At 42.0% G+C, this 20,719-nt stretch carries 13 protein-coding genes and 1 pseudogene; 4 read left to right on the forward strand and 10 right to left on the reverse strand.

The annotated features are described in order from the left end of the window. Nucleotides 1-62: 62 nt before the first annotated feature. Nucleotides 63-1,526: an ATP-binding protein gene (locus ACN6MV_RS19895; protein WP_419884692.1), complete on the forward strand. Its 1,464-nt coding sequence runs from the start codon at nucleotides 63-65 to the stop codon at nucleotides 1,524-1,526. Between the two features lie 723 nt (nucleotides 1,527-2,249). Here ACN6MV_RS19895 and ACN6MV_RS19900 read toward each other — a convergent pair. The 6 genes from ACN6MV_RS19900 to ACN6MV_RS19925 all read right to left on the reverse strand — a co-directional run bounded on the left by ACN6MV_RS19900 (nucleotide 2,250) and on the right by ACN6MV_RS19925 (nucleotide 12,195). Next, the gene (locus ACN6MV_RS19900) at nucleotides 2,250-6,731 is read right to left on the reverse strand and encodes a hypothetical protein (RefSeq protein WP_419884693.1); all 4,482 of its coding nucleotides are present in this window, start codon (nucleotides 6,729-6,731) and stop codon (nucleotides 2,250-2,252) included. Continuing rightward, entirely contained in the window at nucleotides 6,718-7,476 is a 759-nt protein-coding gene (locus ACN6MV_RS19905; protein WP_419884694.1) for a DUF6063 family protein, read from the reverse strand. Before ACN6MV_RS19905 ends, ACN6MV_RS19900 begins: the two co-directional genes overlap by 14 nt. Before the next feature lie 12 nt (nucleotides 7,477-7,488). Then, nucleotides 7,489-8,994, reverse strand: coding sequence for a hypothetical protein (locus ACN6MV_RS19910; RefSeq protein ID WP_419884695.1), 1,506 nt, complete (start codon nucleotides 8,992-8,994; stop codon nucleotides 7,489-7,491). Nucleotides 8,995-9,195: 201 nt separating this feature from the next. Beyond that, the gene (locus tag ACN6MV_RS19915; RefSeq protein ID WP_076121148.1) at nucleotides 9,196-10,002 is read right to left on the reverse strand and encodes a carbohydrate ABC transporter permease; all 807 of its coding nucleotides are present in this window, start codon (nucleotides 10,000-10,002) and stop codon (nucleotides 9,196-9,198) included. Continuing rightward, the gene (locus ACN6MV_RS19920; RefSeq protein ID WP_076121149.1) at nucleotides 9,999-10,874 is read right to left on the reverse strand and encodes a carbohydrate ABC transporter permease; all 876 of its coding nucleotides are present in this window, start codon (nucleotides 10,872-10,874) and stop codon (nucleotides 9,999-10,001) included. Before ACN6MV_RS19920 ends, ACN6MV_RS19915 begins: the two co-directional genes overlap by 4 nt. A gap of 28 nt (nucleotides 10,875-10,902) precedes the next feature. Further along, nucleotides 10,903-12,195, reverse strand: a complete 1,293-nt coding sequence (locus ACN6MV_RS19925; protein WP_419884696.1) for an ABC transporter substrate-binding protein — start codon at nucleotides 12,193-12,195, stop codon at nucleotides 10,903-10,905. A gap of 277 nt (nucleotides 12,196-12,472) precedes the next feature. Between ACN6MV_RS19925 and ACN6MV_RS19930 the strand changes: the two genes are divergently transcribed. Beyond that, entirely contained in the window at nucleotides 12,473-14,026 is a 1,554-nt protein-coding gene (locus tag ACN6MV_RS19930; RefSeq protein ID WP_375103368.1) for a response regulator, read from the forward strand. A 15-nt stretch (nucleotides 14,027-14,041) separates the two neighbouring features. Beyond that, a complete protein-coding gene (locus tag ACN6MV_RS19935) occupies nucleotides 14,042-15,796 on the forward strand; it encodes a sensor histidine kinase (protein ID WP_419884697.1) in 1,755 nt (584 codons plus the stop codon). Between the two features lie 117 nt (nucleotides 15,797-15,913). Here the strand turns inward: ACN6MV_RS19935 and ACN6MV_RS19940 are convergent, their stop codons facing one another. Beyond that, nucleotides 15,914-16,480, reverse strand: a complete 567-nt coding sequence (locus tag ACN6MV_RS19940; protein ID WP_419884698.1) for a GNAT family N-acetyltransferase — start codon at nucleotides 16,478-16,480, stop codon at nucleotides 15,914-15,916. A 218-nt stretch (nucleotides 16,481-16,698) separates the two neighbouring features. Here ACN6MV_RS19940 and ACN6MV_RS19945 point away from each other — a divergent pair, with 218 nt between their 5' ends. Beyond that, the gene (locus ACN6MV_RS19945; protein WP_076121153.1) at nucleotides 16,699-17,511 is read left to right on the forward strand and encodes an undecaprenyl-diphosphate phosphatase; all 813 of its coding nucleotides are present in this window, start codon (nucleotides 16,699-16,701) and stop codon (nucleotides 17,509-17,511) included. Nucleotides 17,512-17,597: 86 nt separating this feature from the next. Here the strand turns inward: ACN6MV_RS19945 and ACN6MV_RS19950 are convergent. From ACN6MV_RS19950 to ACN6MV_RS19960, 3 genes and pseudogenes are all read right to left on the reverse strand, one after another. After that, nucleotides 17,598-18,742, reverse strand: a protein-coding gene (locus ACN6MV_RS19950) for an IS3 family transposase (RefSeq protein WP_419884699.1) whose coding sequence is annotated in 2 segments (ribosomal slippage) — nucleotides 17,598-18,454 and nucleotides 18,454-18,742 — 1,146 coding nt in all. Because the reading frame shifts where the segments join, the coding sequence is not laid out codon by codon here. A gap of 130 nt (nucleotides 18,743-18,872) precedes the next feature. Then, entirely contained in the window at nucleotides 18,873-19,466 is a 594-nt protein-coding gene (locus ACN6MV_RS19955; RefSeq protein WP_419884700.1) for a hydrolase, read from the reverse strand. Continuing rightward, nucleotides 19,438-20,666, reverse strand: a pseudogene (locus ACN6MV_RS19960) (multidrug efflux MFS transporter). Before ACN6MV_RS19960 ends, ACN6MV_RS19955 begins: the two are co-directional and overlap by 29 nt. Nucleotides 20,667-20,719 lie beyond the last annotated feature (53 nt).

A 20,719-nucleotide genomic window follows, 5' to 3' on the forward strand; every position in this document is an offset into this window, starting at 1 on the left:
GAATATATGTTTTATACTATGACTATTACATATGGTGGAAAGAATATGAGAGGTGAATAGCAGTGCGGCCCTATGAATTGCACAGTTTCGATTTTGCTTTTACACATGCTGTAATTGGAATGGCGCTTGTTTCGTTTGATGGAACGCTCTTGAAATGGAATTCCGCCTTAAGTGCCCTTTTGGGATATGATCATAGCGAGTTACTAACATCCTCTTCATCTGTTCGTACGCTTCTAAGTCAGATCCGTGAAATTGCTGAGCTTGAAGAGTCTTTATCCTCGTTGAACATCCATCCGTATCGATACCAACAGGATTACTTCAAACCAACTGGACAACTATTATCCCTAGAGATCTCCATCTCTATTATTTCGGATACCAATGGTGCCCCCCAATATTATTTCATTCAATTCGAAAATAAGACGATCATCAAGCAGATAGAAACGCAGCTGCAGGAAGTAGAAACTAATCTGTTGGAGAAAGATGATTCTTTCTTACAGCTGCTAGAGGAATTACCTCTGACCGTGGTGATTACAATAAACGGGATTGTTCAGTATGCGAATTCAGCGGGTTTACAATTAATCCATGCGGAAAGCCTTGATCAAGTATTAGGTTCATCTACTACTAGTATTGTAGACCTTTCCAATTATCAAATTCTTCAAGAACGAAGGGAAAGATATCACAGCGGTAATACGTCAGGCTCCGTTTGCTACTTAATTAATTGCTTAAATGGTCAGCAGAAATATGTGGATGGGTTCACGCTACCGATAATCTTCAATGGAAGCAAAGCATTTATTGGAATTTTTAAAGATATCTCACAGCAAATGCTGGAAGAAGAACGGCTAATCCAATCCGAGAAATTATCCACCGCAGGGCAATTAGCAGCTGGAATTGCTCATGAAATCAGAAATCCGCTTACAGCCATTAACGGCTTTATGAAGCTGCTTCGCTCTTCCGAGCGCATGAATGATAAATATTTTTTCATTATAGAGTCCGAATTGAAACGCATCGAGTTTATCGTCAACGAACTGCTCGTCTTATCCAAACCACAAACGACGCATATCAGTAAACCTGTCGATTTATTATCTTTGCTCGAGCAAGTTACTACATTAATGAATGGTCAAGCTGCACTAAGAAACCTTAAGATTCTCCCTATCTGTGCAGATCAACCCATTTGGATTCATGGAGAGGCTTATCAGCTTAAGCAGGTGTTTATTAATTTACTTAAAAATGCGATGGAAGCAATGAATAATGGAGGAAACATATATATTCATGTGCATACAACTGAAAGTGAATCCCGAATTAGTGTACAGGATGAAGGTTGCGGGATGTCAGAGGAACAGATCAAAGCACTTGGCAAACCATTTTATACGACAAAAGAATCAGGAACTGGCCTTGGGTTTATGATCACACAAAATATTGTACATAATCATGGCGGAGCTATAACAGTAGAAAGTATTCCTGAGCAAGGTACCACTTTTACAGTAACCCTTCCAATGATATTAGAGCCTGAGGAAGCTGCGATCTAGCATTTGATGAACCACAATGAATGATCCTTATTCATACTAGTATCCATACCTTCGTAGTGAGGTTCCGCTTAACGGACCGTATTGCACTTATTCCCTATTAACAAGTCCATTCCCGGGTAATTTGGGGAGAATAACGGTGCTGGCTCGTTTATGTTAGCGTCAGCACATTGTATTCAGTTTTTCGCATACATTTGGCTCGTTTATGTTAGCATCAGCACATTGTATTCGGTTTTTCGCATACATTTGGCTCGTTTATGTTACCGTCAGCACATTGTATTCGGTTTTTCGCATACATTTGGCTCGTTTATGTTACCGTCAGCACATTGTATTCGGTTTTTCGCATACATTTGGCTCGTTTATGTTACCGTTAGCACATTGTATTCGGTTTTTCGCATACATTTGGCTCCTTTAAGTTACCGTTAGCACATTGTATTCGGTTTTTCGCATACATTTGGCTCGTTTATGTTAGTGGCGGCACATTGTATTCGATTTTTCGCATACATTTGACTCGTTTAGTTAGCGGCGGCACATTGCATTCGGTTTTTCGCATACATTTCTCCACAATCTCGAAATTTTATAATTCTATTATAGTAAGCATATACGCCTTCGGCCTCCTTTAAAGCTGGTAAGCGTTATAAGTGAGAATGATAAGGATAATGTATAACGAAAAAGAAGCTCCAGTAGCATTAGCTGCTGGAACTTCTTTCATTATGGTGCAAGTGATCAAAAAAGCGAAACAGGAATGAGCTTTCTTCCTCCTTTGACTAGAGTGGATTCTAGCATGTCCCCTTTCATACCTCCGAAATAGAGCTGCCAGTATACACCAAAGCGAACGCTGACGTCATTCTTCACAAGCTCCGGCGGCGTAACAATCAGCCACTGAAATTTGAGAGCCTTAGAAATTTCAAACACGGGATCAAGTACGTTATTAGAGACCATTTCTCCAAAAGGATTGTCATATAAAAAGACCGTCCATCCTTTGTTCTCACGATTCACTCGTTTATGCGTCATGATCATCATGGCTACCAGCAGCTGTACAGATTGACGCTGTCCACCACTGCCGACAGCCTCATCCAACGCACCGCGATTGATAATCTCCCAGTCGGAATAATGATAGTCTTCCGGAGCGGCATAGAGGAAGTAATTCTCCGTTACCGGTTTATATACCTGAAGAATCGGGAAGCGATTCTGAAGTGCCGCATAGACGATTCGTCCATCATTAATAACCTCTTTGATTACCACCGCTGGCACTTGTTCAATCTTTGGATATTTTGCAAGCAGTTCCTGGATACATCGATTGAAATAGTCGCTCACCATCGGCTCTACTTCATCGCTTGCTCTCGGTACATTGATATTCTTATAATTCAGTCGTACCAGCGGGAAGGCATAATTATTCTCATTATGAATAATCATCCGTCGTTCCATTCGCTTCATAATATCAATGATTTGTACTACACGATAAGAAGCCCGAGCTACCCACATCTTACGGGAATGATCCATATCTTCCTTATCGTTTTGAATGCTCTCAATCTGATCACGCGAACTACGTAACATCGAATCTAGGACTTGCTGAGCAATAGCGAAGTTATCCCAATGTACCGTATTTAAACGATCCAGAATCTTGGTCTCCAGTTCAGAATTCCGTTCATTCTTGGCAAGTTTTCCGGTTAATGAGTTTTTCTCTTCCTTCACTTTCCTGGAGACCTCATCCCGTCTAACCCGGCTATCCTTAATCCGAAGAAGCCAGTCAGCAACGAGAGACTCGCAGCTTTCTCTTACACTCAGCATTAATTCTTCTGGCACAGTCCGTAAATTAACCCGCTCCTCAATATGTGCATTCATGATTTTGATTTGATTGGATAACGTCTGAATGAATGCATCCATTCGTTCCAAAGATCGCTTACACTGATTAAGCATGTGCTCATTCTCTTGGAAACGCTCTTGAATGTCAGTCTCTTTTTGCTCGAGTGGCTCATTCCAAATCTCTACGGCACGCTCGTGTTTCTCTTTGATTCCTTTTTCTACCTTGCGCAGTTCCTTCTGCAAATTGTCCAACTCGGTCTGGCAACGGATGAAAGAGTCGTGAACCATCTGATAGTCTTCTTCTAACGAAGAGGTTTCCGACTTTTGACGGTTTCTTGCAGCCATAATGGATTCGGTAGATTCAGCAGGTTCTGCCACCTTCCGCCAATCCACATCAACTTGGTTCAGGCTGACTTCAAGCTCTGTTAGATTCTCGCTGGCCGCTTTGATCTGGGAGGCTCTTGTTCGAATTTCAAGCTCATTCTCCGTCAACGATTGCTGCAGACTTTCAACGGTACTGAGCTGCTGCAACAGAAGATTCTGTTCTACTGGATCAATTGGTGTGGTTTCGATATCATCTGAAAGCTGGTGATATGCCGGAAATACAATCTCAGGAAACCAATGCTGCAGTCTAGGAAATAGAGCATACTTGGCATCTCCCATCCACTTCTCGCGCTCTCCGCCAAGGCTTACCATTTGCGCTTCAAGATGCTCGAGCTGCTGGTCTTTATTCGCCATTTCCTTGCTAACCAGACCCTTACGATCTGTATAATTTTTCTTCTCTTTTTGAGCCTGCTCATGCTTCTTCGTACGTTCAATCCAGGCTTGTAACGCTATAGCCCTCTGCTCATGCTCTGCACTAAGTGACTTATACTCGGAGATTTCCCGACCGATCCGAGTAAGCGTGCCCTCGTTCTCATCCATCTCGTTGCTCAGACTGATAATGCGCTGCTGAAGTTCACTCTGCAGTTTCAAAAGGGCATTGCGTTTAACTGTAATCGTCACGGTGTTCTCTGTTTGGTATAACCGCTCGTATTCCTGACGCACAGATTTCAACTTCGATAAATAAGCCTCTGCGTCCTGAAGCACCTGTTCTTGTTCCTTAAGCTTCGCCTGGATCCCGCTCTTAAAGTTTAAGAAACGATCTGGCTCCAGTACCATCTGTGGTCCTTGGTTAGCTAAAAGCTTAAAAGAAACTTGATCTAGAACTGCCATTTCTTCACGAATAAAGATAGGCACCGCTGATTTTAGCAGTGTGTCCTTCAGCAAATCTGGTTTAATTTTATCAGCTTCACGCCGGGTTACAATCAGACTATAAGGTAAAAGCGGATGACGCTCTAGCTCTTCCTCACGTTCAAGATATGGACGATCGTTTAAATAGGAACTGCCCGGTGTGGATTGAATTTTAAGCGAATCGAGTGTATCCTTAACCGCCAAAATATCTGAATTCGGCAGCCAGTAGGATTGATTTTGAAGTTCCACATCCATGAGCTGATTGTAGTAATCCCGTCTTGAACGTTTAGTCTGCTGCTCCACCTCATCTATTTTGCGGATAAATCGTAGTTGAATCGTATCCTTCTCTTCAAAAAGACCGGTAGCTCCCAAACGATTATGTTCATCAAACATTTCCAGCAGTACAACGATTTGTGACCATAACTGTGATTCTTTATAGGTCTGAGAATCGAGCTGTACCCCAAGCTCATCAATCTCTCGTTCATAAGAGCGATGTTTCTCACTGAGCTCGGCATGATTCTTATGCAGCACCAGCTTTCGGTTCTCAGCCTCTTTATGCTGTTCCTCTAACGCTTCCATATCCAGAAGTATCGTTTTGGCAGCAGAAATCGTACGTTGAAGCGCCGCCACCGGAGTATGGGCAGCTTCTTGACCATGCTGGGCTGCGAATGTGCCAAGCTCTTCTGTATATTGCCGGATAGATAACGTCAATTCATTAATCTGAATATCCAGACCTGCTAACTCCAGCAGAAAGCTCTCCCGCTCCTTGCGCAGACCTTTTTCTTCACTCGTCAGAGCTCGCTCCGCGGTTCCAAACCCTCTGATCGTTTGTTGCCAGAGGTTAAACACCACATCCCACTGTTTCCGAAGCTTTTCTTTAGCCGCCAGAATGACCTCTTGACGTTCTTTCATCTCTAAGGAACCTTCGATGGCTTGAATTTCTTTCTGCCACTGCTCTATTTGTCGTGTGTGGAGCATACGTTTGGCCAAGAAATGAGCCACTTCTAGCTTTTTCTCCTGAGCCTTGGAATTGTCTAGCCGCCCACGTGCACGTCCCTGATCATCACTGAACTTTTTGAACTCTTCCTGTTTTAGCTCCAGTTCTTCCTTGCTGCGCAAATACTTGAGATTGTCTGTCTCAAATCGCAATTGCTTCGCTTCCTGATAACGCCCAGCCAGTTCATTAGCAACCTTACTTCGCTCTTCTTCTGCATTTTTCTGCTCTTCATAGATAACCGTATAGATCTGACGTCCACGCAGTTCAGTTTCTTGAACGGCGTTCTCTGCTTCAACTCCTAGCTTCACCAGCTCATATAATGGCGCAGCCATTCCAAGAAACTCTGTGTAGACTTGTTCCCGTTGTTCAAGCATCGGTAGGCGTTGAGCTACTGTCGCCGTGTCAATAAACATCCGCTGCAGCGTATTGTCTTCTTCTTTTGGTCCCTCATTCAGACTGGAGCCGATTTCAGGGATAATTAGCTTTTCGAATAAGTTATGGTTGGTAAAGGCATCATTCTTTTTAAAATAACCTTTAATACCGCCCTCTTCTCCATTGATTCGCCGCATATTACGCCACTCGGCGATATGAATATCCCGAGTAGCCAGGAAATCATAATATCTTTTTAAATCCGAGCTGTGGCTACCGAAAGGTACAATTTCTCCCCGCCGATCTCGTATAAATTGCTGTATCGTTTCAAAACTCGTAGGTTCAGCAGACTCTTCATCAAAGAGCGGCAACGTAGAAAGGGTAAGTTCAGACGCTTCACCGTAATCTGTAAGTGCGTACAGTAAGTAATCTACTTTTATGTCCTGCTGATCCAGCGAATTATGTGCTGTCATGGCAATACCAGTCGTCATGTACTCATTACGCTCACTGTTGTCGAGATGCCATTCGATAGCTACGTGAAAGGTGTAAGGTTTAAGTTGTTTTTTATGGTTATGAAAAAATGCTTCAACCTGGTTCTCACTGTCTTTTCCCCATGGCGTTTTGGGCATTAATAACTGAAATATGGATTGCAGCAGTACGCCCTTCCCGCCGCCATTCATAAGCGTTATAAGGGTATTGGTCGGCCCCTCTTCGTTGCAGAGGTCCAGAATCATATCATCATATTTCTTGAGCATTTTCTCGTATTTAAGTCCTGTAATTCGTATGCGTTCAATCCGCGGCATTAGTAGCACCGTCTTTCTCAGCTAAAGTTCGTCCAATGAGTTTCTTTAATTCCTGATACCGGTCAACATCATGATATAAATACCGCATTCTCTCATAAAGCTCTTCCCGCGGGAATATGCGCTTCTCTGACTCTGAGATGAACACGAGCTTCTCCTCTTCCAGGAGCTTCATACCTTCATGAATCAGCCCAATTCGTGAGCCTGCGCCTCTTGTCAGAAGATCGCTCTCTTCCTGACTCTTAGTTTGCATATAGAGGTTAGTCCACACCTTCGACATCGCTTGGATATCCAACCGCCACTGCTGGCTAAACTGACCTTCATCATCCATCTGTATCCAAGCTTGAAAAAGTGAAGACACCTGATCGGATATCTGTATATAGGACATACTGTCCTGTCCGGACTTAAAATGAGTCTCGTCCTGGTCCATCTCGGCCAGAAAAACAAGGATGATAATATTAATGATATGTAAATGAGTTTTGCGCTCAATTCGTGAGTATTTATTCTTCAACTGGGTAAAGTTGGTGGCGAACACTGACCCGAGTGGATTGACGAGCAGATGGAGACGTTGTCCGGAATTCATCACTCGACAGCCTGCCTCCTTGGCAACATATTGAAGCGCATCATATGTTCCAGCGTCCTGCAGGCATTCTGCCGCCGCAGGATCATCGAGAGGAATTACTTTTTTACGAAGTAATTCAAAAAATAGCCGTGAAGCTTGCAGTACCTGTTCTAATGTATAACTCATGCTTGTAACCTCTCACCTCTCCACGATCTTAATAATATATGGACTCATGTCCAGACCAGACCAGCGTACCCTTGGGTATGGTTCTGGAACAATGCTCGTCCGCAGCAGCTTGCCGCGCAAGCTCTCCAGTTGAGGATCATCCTCTAGTACATACCGAATTAGCAACTGGCATTCATCGGATCCGTTGCTGTTCTCTGGTGCTTGTTCTTGTACTGTAATTTCAGAATGAAAAAACTGCACCCATAGATCTATAGCATCCGGTGTGCGTGCCCAACGTGTTAATTCCTCCGAGGTAAAAGCTTCCTTAGTAAACGTAAAACTTCCACACTCGGCTAAAGCATTGAACACAGGCTTCCACAGTTCAACGACTTCCGTCCAAGGAATCCCCTTAGGAATATATTGAACGGTCTCCGCATCTATCTCATCATCAAGTTCATCCATCACAAATTCGGGAATAAAACCAACCTCTTGCTCCTCCCAAGCCCAGGGAAGCGGATAAACAAAATCCTGATTCGGAGCAAACAAACCGCCAAGAAGCAGTTCAAGGCTGTCGCCGCTTGGAAGCCCCTCCTCTTTAACCCATTCCTCCCAGATATGAGTACGGAAGTTAAATCCGGCTGCTCCCCAAAATAATTCAGGGAAGTTCAATCTTAAATTAGTCTCCACCTCAAAAATGTTCAAGACTATCTCGGCCAGTTCATCGTGTACTCGCCTTGAGAGCTCCACACGTTCTGAAAGAATACGAATCTCGTTAAAGTCGATCACATCTTTCTCGTCATTGGCAAGCCGGGCCAGAGAACGATGAATATTATCAAAATGCTTGCGTTCTTCCTCGAACTGCTGATGAATTTCTTCGAGTCGCTGATGCCGAGCCACTCCAAATTCACTGAAAATATGCTTCGGGTTACGGCGCAATGCATTCCTGTATTCCTGCTGCTCATGGGTCATCTTCCGGACCCGGGAGATAAGCTCATTCACATCCTGAAGTGCCCTTGTTACACGTCCATGCTTAATATGCATTTGAATCTCAAGCAGCTTGATGCTGATCTGGAATTCTTCAATAATCTCATGACTCATAAAAATAAGCTCCATTGCGTATTCGGAGAGTCGATAGATTGTTCTGCCGTTCTCTTCCCAGCTACTGCGGGTCGCATCCTCGTCCACCATGAAATACTTATATTTCTGCACAGCCATTTGCCGAGCGGCATCATCATAATAGTAGGATTCGAAATCTCCGCCATTTCCGCTCCAGAGCAGGCCGTCCACTAAACGTTCTACGGATTCGGTAGTCCCGAGATTCGCAATATTAAAGCGTTCCAGTGCAGTCCAAGCCAGCGCTATAATATCTTCCTTGGATCTTCTTTCATTGGACTCTAGCTCCAAATAATAGACCTGCAACAAGATGCTTAAAGACACCATTTCTTTGTAAGGTTGGATTTCGCCAAGGTTCATCCCAGCCCCCAGATTCCATAGGGGATTTAATCGTTTGTTTCGTTCGCCAAAATCCGACCAATTCATCTTTCTGCCAACCTCGCCATCAGTTCTAGTTTGCTACTAAACAAAAATAAAACCCGTATACATCCGTATAGGGTTCTGAAGTACGCGAATATATGTTTCTATTATATCAATTCATCGAAGGTTGTGCTATTTATTGTTAAACAAAATCTTATAAGGACGGAGACAATTAAATGCCCCCGTCCCTACTATATCATTTTGTTGCTACTTCACAGATCCGAGCATCCCTTGTACAAATTGTTTCTGCAGCAAGAAGAAGATTAATACTGTCGGCAATGTAGTGATAACTATGGAAACCATAATCATGCCATAATCTGGATTATAAGACGAAGCTAACGATGACACGATCAAAGGTAGTGTTTTCTTATCCTGACTTTGGAGTGCAATCAACGGCCACAGGAAGTTATTCCAATTACTCATGAATGTAATAATCGCTGCTGCCGCATAAGTTGGTTTCATGGTTGGCATATACACTTTTGTGAATAATCTCAATTCACCTAGCCCATCCACACGACCTGCTTGCAGCAATTCTCGCGGGAAGGATTTGGTATTCTGCATAAAAAAGAAAATCATAAACGCGGTTGTAATGGTAGGCAGAATAACTGCTACAGGCGTGTTTAAAATTCCAAATTTACTGAACATCCGGAACAGTGGAATCATGATCGCTGCAAACGGCATCATCATGGAGAGCATTAGAATACCAAACAGGCGATCTTTACCTTTCGTCCGATAAATCTCAAATCCATACCCTGCGATCGAGCTAAGCAGCAATGTTAGGAGGGTACCCACGACCGCGATCAGAGCAGAATTCCAGAACGCCTGGCCAAGGTTGGTCGAGCCGAATAAATGATTTACATTATCGGAAAGGCTTGAGCCAAACGAGAATTTTCCTTTTACTATATCCGAAGAAGTATTCGTCATCCCAATAAGCATCCATACAAAAGGAAATAGAGAAATGACAGACGCTATGATTAAAAAGAAATGAATGATTGATTTATTTAACTTGCTCAATCTTTTTCGCCTCCCACCTTAAGTTGAAGAAATGCCAACACAGCTACCATGATTACAATGGCATAGGAGACTGTAGCCGCATAACCAAAGTTAGGAGTATATACGAACGATAGGTTATAGATATAATTCGATATCGTCATTGTCGAGTTACCCGGCCCACCATTGGTAATATTAACGACCTCATCAAATAATTGCAGCGTACCATTCGTTGAGATAATTGCTGTAAACAAAATAATTGGTTTCAACATTGGTGTAGTGATACTGAAGAACTGCCGAGTCTTAGAAGCTCCATCAATAGAAGCCGCCTCATACACACTAGGATCAATATTTTGCATAGCAGATAAATAGAAAATCATGTTGTAACCCGTCCAACGCCATGTGATTGCTAGAATAATAACAATACGTGCCCAAAGGGGATCAGTGAGCCATCCAACAGGCTCACTCACTAAATGAATGGACATAAGCATACGGTTGAGAATACCGTCTACAGAGAATATGCTTTTGAACAAGACTGCATAAGACACCAATGAGGTTACACACGGGAGAAAAATCGCCGTACGATAAAACCCCTTAAAGCGCAAACCAGGCATATTAAGAAAATAAGCAATGATTAAGCCCAAGAACAACATAATCGGCACCTGAATAACCAGGTATAATAAAGTATTCGAGACCGCTTGTCTAAACATAGGGTCAGAGAATAGACGCACATAGTTTTTGAGCCCTACAAAACTGTACACAGTCCCTTTCCCTGATTGAAATGATAACAGTAATGATTGAATCATGGGATAGAAGCTAAACAGCATTATGATCAGTGAAGGCCATAATACGAACTGCCATCCCGCGATAGTAGATTTATTCCACTTTTTCTCCATATCCTATCCCCACCTGCTAACTTTATATTTATTGCACCTGTTGTTCGAACAATTTTTGGATGTTAGCTAAGCTTTGCGTCAAATCCGCGCCATTCAGAATGTTTGGCAATTCATTTTTAAGTGCATCTTTTGCTTCCTGTGTATACATTCCCAGAGAAATCCCCGGAACTTCTGTAGACCATTTCGTGAAATCGCTGTAGATAGCTTGACCACCAAAGAACTCTGAGGTTTGACCATAAGCCTCACTGGAGAATGCCGGAATAAAGGAACCCACACCGCCATTTTCCGTCAAGAATCGCTCGTAGAATTCACTGCTGGAGCCCACTGTTTTGGACAGGAAATCAATCGCAAGATCTTTATTAGCTGAGCCATCAAGCACGAACCAGCTGGAACCGCCTTCATTCGATGCATTAACACCACCATCAATTCCTAATCTTGGCGTTGGCGCTACTTTCCATTTACCACTTTGATCTTTAGCGTCCATGATAGATGATACCTGCCACACTCCCGATACTACTGTAGCTACATCACCAGCATTAAAGCTGCCTACAAATTTACTCCAGCCTGTAACAGGCTTAGCAATCCCGGAATCAGATATCGCTTTGTATACACGAAGGGTCTCTGTCATTACAGGGTTATTAACAAAGTTTCCTTTATTGTCAGGTGTAATGTACCACGATCCACCCGATTGCAGAAGAATGGAGGTTAAGGCTTCATCATTGGGATTAATGGTCGCCATGTATTTGCCCGTCTTTTCTTTTACAATTTTACCGATTTCAATATAACGATCCCAAGTGATATTCTGTAAGTCTGCATCCGTAAAACCTGCTTCCTCCAGATAATCCGAGCGGTAGAACATACCTGTTGAACCAATATCAAAAGGAACACCATACATTTTACCGTCTACCTTAAGTGCATCGACCTTGTATGGAGAGAATTGAGTGTAATCAATCTTGTCACCAAAATCTGCGAAGGTATTTGGATATGAGTTTACATATTTTTGAATATTAGGATCATTTACCAGAATAATATCTGGAAGACCGTCTTTAACATCTGCTGCCAGATTAGTATTCAGCTTTTGTTCCAAGTCCGTTTTGGCCATTTCAACAACCTCTAGCTCAAAATCAGGATTTTCTTTTTTGTAAAGATCTTCAGCGATCTTTAAAGCTGCACCATTAAAGGAAGGGTCCCAGGCCCAAGCGATCACTTTTTTCTTAGTAGTACCGCTTTCATTTTTCTCCGCTGAATTTGATGACCCGCAAGCAGCGAGTACTGTTGCTGTCAATGATACTAAGAGCAATACTGATAACCATTTTTTCAATTTCTGCAACCCCTTTTGACTTTGAATGTAAGCGGTTCATTCTTTAACGCTTGAACCTAATTTTAGAGAATTCAAAATGATAAGTATAATAATCATTCGTTCTTTCTTAGTATTAATTATTGTTTATTTAATAAATGTTATTTTTTTCCTAGTAAAAATTATGGTCGATAGCACTTTTTATTTGTATATAGCTTTTCAAACCAGATCCCTACCGTAATATGAAAGATTGTTATATGATGAGAAAAATACAACAAGAGAAATAACGGGGTGTCCTACTATGAACAATAACGTTTCAACCTATCGGGTGATGATCGTAGACGATGAAGCCATCCTTCGAACGGGGATTATGCATTTATGTAACTGGAGCAATTATGGAATTGAAATCGTTTCCCAGGTCTCAAATGGCCAAGAAGCGCTCGACCATATCGAATCCACTCGTCCACATGTCGTCATCACCGATATTGTGATGCCAGTTATGGATGGAATAGAATTCTCAAAAATTATGAAAGTGAAATATCCGGAAATTAAAATTATCGTATTAAGCAGCTACAGTGAATACGATTATGTTCGGGAAGTCTTTAAATACGGCGTTACTGATTATTTACTCAAACCGAAAGTCTCTTCTGCTGAGCTTATAACTTTAATCCAGACATTGTGTGGTTCAGTGAACTTACATACATCCGGTAATATTCGTCCTAATCTGGACATTTCGTTGATCCTTGCCCAATGCTTTGAACATGATGCGTTACCAAATGAAGAATCTAAAGACTTGCTCACAAAATATTTCCGAGGAAATTGCTTTATGCTGGCAAAAGCCAGCAACAGCTTACTTCTGTCCAGAACAGAGTGGAGTCAAAACCAAATGGAGGAGCTCCTTCTTTCATTGGCGAAGCAACATTTATCTAACAACTTAACCTATTCTTTTATATTCCTTAAGACTGAATTTCTAATTCTCTTAAACTATGAAGAGACTGCAGCTCAAAATATAACGACATCCATTCAATCATTAGCTGAGGCCGTGAAAGAAAAGCTTCTGTATATCTCATTTATTCTTTCCAATCCATTTTCCGGTTTAGAACAGATTAAGGAAGCCCATTTGCGATTAACACCATACCTTGGCAAACTGATCTATTTCCCAACACAAGTAGTAGTTCCGGAAAATGCAATTCTCATTCCTAGCGAAAAGGTATCTTTCGACCTGAACCAGTTTACTTCATTGTTACGGATTTTGGCTATAGATGACGCCAGAGAACAATTGAAAGCGTTTTTCCTGAAAATCTTATCTACACAGGACTATGACGAATATAGCTTGAAACGTTTATGTCAAAATCTCATCTATACGGCAATGAGTACACTTGAGCATATTAAGCAGCCCATTTCTGAGTTTGGTTCGTCCAGGCTAAAGTTATTTAAAACCATTGATTTAGCCTATAGCATCAATGAATTAGAGAGTATTTTGATACAATTCCTAGATGCACTGAAATCCAGTATGAAACAATCAGATCAACAATCGATGATTCTGCACCAGATTTATGAATACGTCAATAAACATTATGCTAATGAAATCTCATTATCAGAAATGGCAAATACCTTGCATCTTAACTATAGTTACCTCTCCTCTTATTTCAAACAGCGAACGCAAGAGAATTTAACTACTTATATCAGCAGGGTGCGAATAGATAAAGCAAAAGAACTGCTGCTGGACCCTAATTTAACCGTATCAGAAATCAGCCGTTTAACCGGATTCTCAGAACATAATTATTTCTCGAAGGTATTCAAAAAAATGACTGGAAAGACTCCTGTGGAGTTCCGTACTCAAATCTCCCAGTAAAGACAGGTGAACGGCTTGCTTCGTAAGAATAGTATCTTTATCAAAATTCTAACCCTTATGTTAATGGGGATTCTTGTAATCTCCTTCATCCTTACCATGGCCTCCTCGAAAATTTCAGAGCGGATTCTACTAAATCAAGTCGTGCAGAATTCATCCGCCAATATGAATTTGGTAAAGAATGATTTACTGCGATACAATGACCAGGTTGTGAATACGATGCTGCAGATAAACAGTAGTGTTGAATTTAAAAATTATATTACCAAGCCGGCTCTGACCTCACTTGAGCATACCAATCTGGTCATGAGTCTTGGAAGATATATTGATATCTACAAAGATTACCTCAGTCCCGACAACTCCCATATCATTGTTTCGGCAATGCCGGGAAAAGGAGGGCGCCATTATTCAAGCAATAACTTGAAATGGGATAAAATACCGGATGAAATCGTATCGGATTATATGACGATTAATGGAGTTATCCCCAATCGAATTCAATATCATAGCAGTTCAGATCTTTTCAAAGAAACTGTACCCTATAAAAACTATATTTTTGCTACGAAACCTTTGGTAGATAGTGCTTCCGGTTCAATGTACGGATATACAGCCGTTGTTATGGACGAGCTTAACATCTATCTTAAATACAGCCCCTACATTTCGGAAGGCATTCATATCTCGCTTATCTCAGCAGAGGGTACGATTCTCTCCAGCAGCAATAAGGATTCCATAAGCACGTATAATTCCGTTCTTCTATTGAATGCCATGAACGCTGTGGAGCAAGGAGGTATCGTCACAAATTCAGAAAATAAACAAACCTATATTTCGTATTTCCTTCCGGAGTTTAATGCCTACATTATGGAGGAGGTTGATCAATTAACTGCATTTGCGCCGCTATATACAATCTCAAACGAAATCATCAAAGTAGTTAGCATTGTACTGGTGATTAGCATGTTGTTTGTCTATTGGCTTAGTAAACGAATCATTCAGCCCCTGAATCAGTTAGTCAATACGATGAAAACGTCCAAAGGGGACAGTCTGAAATTGCATCCCTTGCAGGAAGATGGCAGCTACGAGACTAATGTATTAACCAAAGCCTACAATCATCTGATTAGAGAAATTGACCGGTATACCGAAAGAGTTGTCTACGAACAGCAGGAACGCCGGAAGGCAGATCTCAGTGCTCTGCAAATGCAAATCAACCCTCACTTCCTGTATAATACGCTGAGTTCGATCAAATATTTAGCCAACATGCATCGGACCCAACAGGTGGATCAAACGATCGATAGTCTCATCTCCATGCTTCAGAACACCTTAGGATCTACTGAGGATATGATTACTGTAAAACAGGAGATAGAGACTTTAAAGCATTATGTATTTATCAATCAGATCAGATACGGTGATCAAATCGGTGTCCACTTTGAGATTTCTGAAGACAGTACGGAGCTGTTAATCCCCAAGCTGATCATCCAGCCTTTTGTGGAAAACGCGTTTTTCCATGCTTTCCCTGGATACGTCAGCGGCAATATTCAAATCTTCATCTCCCAGCGGGATGAGCATTTAATCATCGAAATTATGGACGATGGTATAGGGATGCCGAACGCTCTTGAGCAGGTGAATGTAAGCAAAAAACATCATTTATCAGGGATTGGCATCCAGAATGTTCATGATCGAATTCAGCTGCTCTTTGGATCACCTTATGGTATCCACATTGAAAGCGAGCCAGGTTATGGCACAGCCATAAAAATAATCATCCCTGCTGCGAAATATAGTTCATGATCAAAAAAAGTCAGCTAAATTATAGGGAGGTTTTCCCTCTTCCCCTTGTAGAGTACGCAAAAAAAGGGCTGCCCCAAAAGCCATGAAATGGCTGAATGGGACGCCCCGTTTTAATAACTACTCAGTAACGCTTGGAGCACATGCCATACAATACTGCTCTAGTGTACTGTTGGGTAAGGGGATAACCTTAACCGTGCGGAATTGATAGTGCTCATAAATGGGTAAATTGCTTGGTGTCTGTGTCTCTAACGTACATAATGCGTTCTTCTCACGGCATTCGGCGAGCAGCGGCTTCATGATCTTTGATACATAGCCTTGTCCACGGTAACGTTCTTGCACTGCAAGCATATCTAAATGCAAATACTTCTGATCCCCAAACATGGATAACCATAAGGAACTCATACTGCGCAATATGGATAACCCTCGAAAAAATCCTCGCACACCAATCATTCGGCAAATCGGTAAACACTTAATAATCGCAAGCCCAATTTGTTTCGTATAGTTAAGGTTCGCAATCAACGTCCCCGTTTGACGCTCCGAATGAAACACTAAGGCGACAGCTTCATAATTAGTTGACGTCGTTAATAAATCCGAATATGGATACAGCATTTCAATATAACGATGAAAAAAAATATTTAAAACGCGGAGCCTGGTTGTTTCATCTGGCAAAATATGCTGATACAATGGATCATCCTTTGCGAAGGCTTCTGCCAGCACACTGGCGGCTTTCGGAATGTCCTGCCGATGAATTTTGAGTAATGTACTACAAATAATTCCACCTCATTTAATAGTCTTATGAATTAGTATAACTCCTTCAACTGAATATGGCACGATGGTTCTATTGTCATTTCTTTTTAGAATGCGATATGATGAGTAAGATTACAAAAATACTGGGAGGTAAAATGGAAGATATTATACTGTGGCTTAAATACTTGTTACTAGGGTTTGTTCAAGGGGCAACTGAGCCAATTCCCGTCTCCTCGAGCGGCCATTTGATCATTGCACAGAAATTGCTAGGTTTAAAACAGAATGGGCTATCCTTTGAAATCTTAACAAATACGGCTTCACTAATTGCGATTTGTTTTATTTTCCGAAAAGATATTGGAAGATTGATCACTGGATTCATTCAATTTATTTTGACCCGCAAAGAGGAATATAAGTCAGATTTTCTATTCTCTTTGTACATCATCATTGGCACCTTGCCTGCTGTAATTGTTGCACTACTCTTTAAGGATCAGATTGAGGATATCTTCTCGTCAGTTCATACCGTATCCATTGCCTTGCTTGTTACAGGGGTAGCTTTATGGTTGATCCGTAACCTGCGTGGCCGTAAACAAGATGGTGACTTAAAGGCGAAGGATGCAGTTATCGTCGGACTTGCCCAAGCAGTCGCTCTTATTCCCGGAATAAGTCGCTCTGGTGCAACTGTCATCTCTTCCATCGCTGTGGGAATGAAACAAGAAACTGCTTTACGCTTTTCTTTTATGCTTTATATTCCTGTCAGTTTGGGCGGACTTGTCATGGGCGTATCTGATATTGCCCACGATCCTAACCGCTCGCAGCTGGCGATTCCATACTTGATTGCGTTTATTACTACACTAATCGTCACCTATTTCTCTATGCGCTGGTTTATGGGGATTATGGCTAAGGGTAATTTGAAGTATTTTTCTTATTACTGCTTCTTGGCGGGAATCCTACTCCTCATCTTTATGTAAGGATACAATTCCCACAAAAAAACCCTCATGATTACTCTGGGGACTGACCCCCGTTTGTGAGACAGGGATCAAAACACCTTACAAGTTTAAGTAGCCAGTCGCCGGAAATCCATCGGTGACTGGTTATTTAGTTTCGCTTGAATTCGAATTGAGTTATAGTAAATGATGTAGTCTCGAATGGTCTTTACAACGATTGCAGTCGTTGTAGATGTGAGATCTTCGAGGTAGAACGTTTCAGACTTTAGAGTGGAATGAAACGATTCAATGGGGGCATTATCAGCGGGCGTTCCTTTACGGGACATGCTCATGGTAATGCCTTTTCCTTTTACAGCTTCCTGGTACGCAAAGGACGTATACACGCTGCCCTGGTCGCTATGCAACATCATCTTTTTCTGCTTTGGAAGTTGATTTAATGTATCCAACACCAAAGAGGTATCTTGTTTATCTGCTATACTGTAAGCCACAATCTCACCATTGTACAAGTCTAGAATGCTGGAGAAGTACAACATCTTCCCGGCAAATGGCAAATAGGTAATGTCCGTGACGAGTTTTTGCAGAGGTGCTTCTGCATGAAACTGTCGCTTGAGCAGATTTTCAAAGGAGTGTACAGATTGCCCAGTCACCTTTCGTTTTTTCATCCTCACGCGGCACTGAAGCCCCTCACACTGCATGATCCGCTGGACTCGCTTATGATTTATACTCTGCTCTATCCGAAGGAGCGCCGTGATTTTCCGGTACCCATAGCGGAATTTATGACGGATGCAAAGCTCCCGGATTTTCTCCACCAGTTTGTCTGTATGCTTTGTCCCCACACCTGCTTTCCAGCGGTAGTAAGTCGTTCTTGCGATTCCGAGCCATCTACAAGCCTCAGACACCGTCACTTCGTTTCGAATGGATTCAATCCAGGCAATAACGGCCTCTGGTTCCACCTCCTCTCCAACTCCTCGTACTTTTTTAGCAGATCTAATTGTTGTTTTAAGAATCGGTTCTCTGCCTTTACTTTTTCGAGTTCCGAAGAGTCCTCCGGACCTTTGCCATAGCTGTACTGTTTACCCACCGGCTGCTCCAAACGATGTCGTTCACCATTTCGATTCCATCTCATCCATGTCTTTAGCTGTGTCTTATTCCGTATTCCGAGCTGCTCCATAACCTCTTTCACAGGTACTCCTGCTAATCTCATTTCTATAGCTTTCATCTTTATTTCCACGGGATAACTTACTCTGGTTGCCAATGCAAAAACACCTCCAAGATGATCTCCTTATCTTACGACAAGGTTCCATTCTCTTGAAGGTGTTTTGATTTGTCTCACGTTATGGGGTCAGTCCCCTGTTATCGCAGAGATTGTCATGAGGGTTTTTATACTATTTCAACATGGAAATTACTTCATCACTCGACCGAATCTTACCTATGCGGGGAAAAATAGTTTTACACACATAGTCATGCTCCTCTTTAGTAGAGGCAGTCATGGCATCTTCCACAAAAAATTGGTTGTAACCAAGCTGATAAGCTTCTCTAGCTGTCGTATCCACACCGATGGATGTAGATATACCACACAATACGATCGTATCTATACCGCGGCGACGTAACTGCAAATCAAGATCTGTTCCGAAGAATGCACCCCACTGACGTTTAGATATCACATGTGCATTTTTGAAACTGGCTAATTCAGGCACAAGAGTATCCCAGCCTTCCGGAAAAGCTGCTGCACTCATCTTCAAATCTGTTTGAGGTCTTAACATATCAGATCCATCTAACGATGATACTCTAACAAGTACAACAAATGCCCCTTTTTCAGTGAAGGCTTGAACTAAACTACTGCCTTTCTGAACCACCTGCTCACCTGTATGCGGTGCCTTATTAGGCATGTTAACAATTCCATTTTGCAAATCGATTACGACCAGTGCCGTTTTTTTTGCATCTATACATTCAGTTTCTGAGCTCTTTAATTCTTCCATTGTTTTCTCTCCTATTTATACTAAGTTTTTTATACACATTAAAATATACCCAACCTGCATTTATCAACAACAACGCACTCGTAATAAAGAATACATCCCGGATCTCAAACCAGGCTGCCACTTGCCCACCTAATACCGAGCCCGCAAATGTGCCTAGATAACCTGCCGACATGTTAAGTCCAAATACTCTGCCTGTAAGAGCATCCGGCGTAATTTTCTTAACAAGGATATTAACAGAAGGCACTAAACCACCTGCCGCTAAACCTAGTAGAAAGCGAAGACCCATTAACTGCCAAGGATTCTGCACAAACGCTTGTGGAATGAACAGAAGCCCTGCAGCTATAAGCGCAACTAGAATGACCTTTTGAGCACCTATTCGATCAGACAGCTTACCAAGTTTTGGAGCAGCTATGATGTTAGCCAGCCCTGAAGCGGAGAAGGTCATCCCTGCAAGCAGAGCCACATGGTTAGCACTCTTGGATAGCTGACTTACATATACCGTAATAATCGGCTCTACAGAGTATAAAGCAACCGTTAGAATAAAGAAGGTCACGAACAAAGTGAGCGTTAGACTCTTCTTTGGAACACTGCTCCAGACTTCCTTGATACTAAGCGTTTTTTATCTTCACGATGAAAAGACTCCTTCACAAACAAAGCAGTTGTAATGAAGGCAACGAGCATCAGTCCACCCGTAACAAAAAAAGAACTTTGTAAACCCATGTTCTCTGCAATAAAACCGCCAATCGTAGGACCTAGCAAAGCACCTGCAATACTAGCCGTTGAAAGTGTTCCTAAAGCATAACCTGCATGTTCCTTATCCGTCTGAGTAGCGATTAATGTAGTACAAGCCGTACTATACCCTGTAATTGTGCCCTGAAGTAATCGAAGAGCAATTAATACATACACATTAGGCGCAAAACCCATACAGCTTATAACGATCGCCATCCCAAGACTCGCACGTAAAAGCATTGGTTTACGCCCGAACCTATCTGCCGCCTGCCCCCAAATGGGTGAGAAAATAGCTGAAACAATAAAGGTAATCCCAAACGCAAGGCCAGAAAGCTGAGCAATGGAATCAGCATTATCTACGCCAAGATGCTTAATGTAAAGTGGCAAGACTGGCGCAATCTGACTCATTCCCACACCTGTTACAAACATACCGAACCAGCAAACAATTAAATTCCTTTTCCACATGGGCATAAAAAAAAGCCTTCTTTCTGCTAACAATAACAACCTCATATTAACAGTCAGAT

The sequence above is a fragment of the Paenibacillus sp. B-A-8 genome, assembly GCF_048572915.1.
GTDB lineage: Bacteria > Bacillota > Bacilli > Paenibacillales > Paenibacillaceae > Paenibacillus_AQ.

What these genes read in the sequence shown, in the direction of transcription:
- ACN6MV_RS19900 (WP_419884693.1), bottom strand. Translation starts at nt 6,731, where the DNA reads ATGCCGCGGATTGAACGCATACGAATTACAGGACTTAAATACGAGAAA.
- ACN6MV_RS19905 (WP_419884694.1), bottom strand. Translation starts at nt 7,476, where the DNA reads ATGAGTTATACATTAGAACAGGTACTGCAAGCTTCACGGCTATTTTTT.
- ACN6MV_RS19910 (WP_419884695.1), bottom strand. Translation starts at nt 8,994, where the DNA reads ATGAATTGGTCGGATTTTGGCGAACGAAACAAACGATTAAATCCCCTA.
- ACN6MV_RS19920 (WP_076121149.1), bottom strand. Translation starts at nt 10,874, where the DNA reads ATGGAGAAAAAGTGGAATAAATCTACTATCGCGGGATGGCAGTTCGTA.
- ACN6MV_RS19930 (WP_375103368.1), top strand. Translation starts at nt 12,473, where the DNA reads ATGAACAATAACGTTTCAACCTATCGGGTGATGATCGTAGACGATGAA.
- ACN6MV_RS19945 (WP_076121153.1), top strand. Translation starts at nt 16,699, where the DNA reads ATGGAAGATATTATACTGTGGCTTAAATACTTGTTACTAGGGTTTGTT.
- ACN6MV_RS19955 (WP_419884700.1), bottom strand. Translation starts at nt 19,466, where the DNA reads ATGGAAGAATTAAAGAGCTCAGAAACTGAATGTATAGATGCAAAAAAA.